The following is a 3,199-nucleotide window of genomic DNA, read 5'->3' as shown; positions in this document are numbered from 1 at the left end:
GATCCTGGATGCGCGGGAAATTTGGATTGAAAAATCCACCAAATCCGGCAAACCCTGTCGCTTCAACGCTCGCCCCCTGCTCTACTACCTGGAGTTTCAGGGCCTGGCCCCCGACGGCAGCGCCCGCCTCCTCTACCGCGGCAGTTGCCGCAACGACGGCGCTTACCTGCGGCCCAATCAACTCGTGCAAATGGCCGAGTCCTTGGGCTTGCCCCGCTGGACGCTACAGATGGCCAGGCGGCTGCGTCTGCTGTGGCAAGACGGCACCTCCGATCCCGACTGAGGAGCGGCCTCAGGATCGACCGGACAAAAAGGAGACCAAGGCTGGGCTCTGCCCCTGTCTGGAGGGGGGGATCCGACAGGCGCTATGTTGTCTATTGCTGGCTTCTGCTGCTGCGGAGCTTGCCGGGATCAACTTGGCCAAAGGCAGGGCAGGCAGCAGGCAACAGTTTGATCGGATTCTGAAATGGAGACCCAGAAGGATAGCTTGGCGGCCCTGTACTTTAGTTAGTACGGTGCGGAAAAGCCCGCAAGCAACTTCGGTTGCTCGCCAATGGTGCTCAGGGAGTTAGTATACTTGTTGATGAGGCGTACCGTTTCCAGGCGAGCACCTAATCACGGTGAAAAACCCGACCGGTGGCAAGCGCCGAGGAGATGTCAACGTCTCAACCAACCTGATCAGAAAAGGTAAGCAGAACCTTGGAACTTTGCCCCAAGGAACTGTCCAGAGGCGGCTTGACAACGCCTTTACGAGTTCGTCTGTGGACTGCGTAAGAATCCCCCGCTTTCAGGCGGAGGGAGTGTCAACCCTAACTCAGTACCCAGGGCAGGTAACGGGCGCAACAGGGCCCAGTCGATAGGCGGTACAGAGAGGTGTGCCCCTGTGGCCTGGCTCTAGCACTATATTTTTTCTCCTGAGAAGGTGTTTCTTTCCGCGTGCAAACCCTGTCTTTCTGTGGATCTAGGCTGGCACGATTGGGGTTCTGCCACGAACCATCGTCTAATCTCTTCTGGGATGTCTGAGGCGGAGGGGTGTCATCTTGCCTCCTGAGCCTATCCATCAATCCCCATGCAAATCCCACCCAATCCTAAGGATCCGATGAGCTTGGACTCACCTCATCAATGGTGGAGTGGAAGCCCAGCAAATCGGTCATCCTCCGTCAAAGCAGAGCTTAGGGTAATGGACAGCCTCATGATGAATCGATTCTGGCTAAAAAAACTTGAGCGGATCCCGCCAAAAGGACAGCGCCTCGCCGCAAGGAGGGTTCAATCCACAACCGCAGGCCCTGGGGGCGGGGAGGAACGTTAATGCCCAGGCAGATTGTAATTGATGAGCAACACCGCGTCGCTGCTGTTTTTGCCGAAGACCAAGTCCAAGAGCTGATCGTTGCCAGTGGCACCTACCAGGTGGGAGACGTCTACGTCGGGATCGTCGAGAACGTCCTGCCCAGCATCGACGCTGCCTTTGTCAACATTGGCTCCGGCGAACGCAATGGGTTTATTCACGTCAGCGACCTAGGCCCGCTACGCCTCAAGCGCAACCATGCCTCCATCTCGGAGCTGGTTCTGCCACAGCAAAAGGTGCTGGTGCAGGTTATGAAGGAGCCCACCGGCAACAAAGGGCCACGCCTCACCGGCGATCTGGCCTTTCCAGGGCGGTACTTGGTGCTGCGACCCTACGGCAAAGGGGTTCATCTGTCCCGCCGCATCGAGGATCGGGAAGAACGCAATCGCCTCAAGTCGCTGGCTATTTTGATCAAACCCCCCCAGATGGGCCTGTTGGTGCGCACCGAGGCCGAGGGGGTGTCTGAAGAGGCGATGATCGAAGACCTGGAGCAATTGAAAAAGCTCTGGGAGGATATTCAACAGCAGTATCAGGCGGCACGGGGTCCGGGGCTGCTCAGCCGAGATGACGATTTTATCCAGCGAGTGCTGCGGGATGTCTACTCGGAGGACGTCAACCGCATCGTTACCGACTCGCCGGCAGGGGCGAAGCGGGTGCGTAGCTATTTGCAAGGTTGGAACAAGGGCCAGATGCCGCCCGGTGTTGTGGTCGATGCCCACCGCGAACCCACCCCCATCCTGGAGTATTTCCGGGTCAATGCAGTCATCCGGCAGGCGCTGCGACCCCGGGTGGATCTCCCCTCCGGCGGCTACATCGTCATTGAGCCCACCGAAGCCCTGACGGTGATCGATGTCAACTCTGGCTCTTTCACCCAATCGGCCACCTCTCGCGAGACAGTGCTGTGGACCAACTGTGAGGCGGCTACCGAGATTGCCCGTCAACTGAGGCTGCGCAACATTGCCGGCGTGATCGTGGTGGATTTCATCGACATGGATTCCCGCCGCGACCAGTTGCTGGTTTTGGAGCACTTCAACAAGGCCCTCTCCAGCGACAAAGCTCGCCCCCAGGTGGTTCAGTTGTCGGAATTGGGGCTGGTGGAGCTCACCCGCAAGCGGCAGGGGCAAAGCCTTTACGAGATCTTCGGCCACTCTTGTCCTACTTGTGAGGGGCTAGGGATCCTGGCCCGCCTGCCAGGAGCTGAGCCAGGACGGCTGTTGACGGTCGAAAGTGGCCTGCCGGTAACGTTGCCCACTGAGGGGGAGGACGGTTCCAGCCCAAGCCTGCTCCAGGAGGGCGACTCGCAGCGGGCGGGCCTGCGGCTGGGGAGCAATGGGGTGTCGCGAACCGAAGGCCGTGTCTCCCTGAGCCGCTCCCGTACTGCCCCAGAACAGCGACCGGATCTGGAGGAATCGCGAATTGAGGTGGGGCGCAAACGCTCCCGCGACGAGTGGGTGGATCCCCGCGTAGGCCAGCGCCCGGTTTCCCGGAGCGGAGAGGCAGAAGGGGGCAGTCTGGAGGTGCCTGGGGAAGATCTCTTGCAGCCGGCAGGGGGCGGGGCGGAGCAGAAGCGCAAAGAATCCCGGCGTCCCAGCCGGGGAGAAGATGGGGAAGAGCAGGGCTCCCACAGAGACCAGCCTACCGCGGGGCGATCCGCTCGCGCCGGTGGGGTGGAGTCCTCAGAAAGCCGTCCAGCCCGGCAAGCCATTACTGTGGAGATGACCCCCTTGCAACAGCGGGTCTACTCAGAGTTAGGGCTGTCGCCGCTGTTGCTTCTGGATCAGCCACCGCCCTCGGGCCGCGACACGGTGGTTATGGTGGCCCTGCCGGGCACTGTAAAGATGGCCAGCCCGGAAG

General features: G+C 60.4%; 1 protein-coding gene and 1 pseudogene. Both read left to right on the top strand.

Annotated elements, in window-relative coordinates; genetic code table 11:
• Positions 1-283: pseudogene (locus NW809_RS11520) on the top strand (B12-binding domain-containing radical SAM protein); the annotation flags it as partial.
• 1,025 nt (positions 284-1,308) lie between these two features.
• Positions 1,309-3,199 (top strand): Rne/Rng family ribonuclease (locus tag NW809_RS11515; RefSeq protein WP_414402194.1); only part of this gene is annotated, 1,891 nt, incomplete at its 3' end.

Source organism: Synechococcus sp. WC101, from assembly GCF_047461555.1.
Lineage (GTDB): Bacteria > Cyanobacteriota > Cyanobacteriia > Thermostichales > Thermostichaceae > Thermostichus.
This window is presented reverse-complemented; position numbering and strand designations above follow the sequence as displayed.